The sequence below is a fragment of the Aliamphritea spongicola genome (assembly GCF_017051665.1).
GTDB lineage: Bacteria > Pseudomonadota > Gammaproteobacteria > Pseudomonadales > Balneatricaceae > Amphritea > Amphritea spongicola.
This window is the reverse complement of the sequence record NZ_JAFIDL010000114.1, coordinates 1-285: the sequence shown is the minus strand read 5'-3', so window position 1 is coordinate 285 and position 285 is coordinate 1. Positions and strand designations below refer to the sequence as shown.

Here is a 285-nt window from a genome sequence, read left to right as displayed (position 1 = left end):
CAACCGAGATTCCCCCAGTAGCGGCGAGCGAACGGGGAGGAGCCCAGAACCTGAATCGGCTTGTGTGTTAGTGGAAGCGTCTGGAAAGTCGCGCAGCAAAGGGTGATAGCCCCGTACACTAAAATGCACAGGTCGTGAGTTCGATGAGTAGGGCGGGACACGTGACATCCTGTCTGAATATGGGGGGACCATCCTCCAAGGCTAAATACTCCTGACTGACCGATAGTGAACCAGTACCGTGAGGGAAAGGCGAAAAGAACCCCGGCGAGGGGAGTGAAATAGAAC

Annotated in this window: 1 rRNA gene; it reads left to right on the top strand. The window is 55.4% G+C overall.

The features are described from left to right. Positions 1-285: ribosomal RNA gene (locus JYB63_RS22970) — 23S ribosomal RNA — on the top strand; the annotation flags it as partial.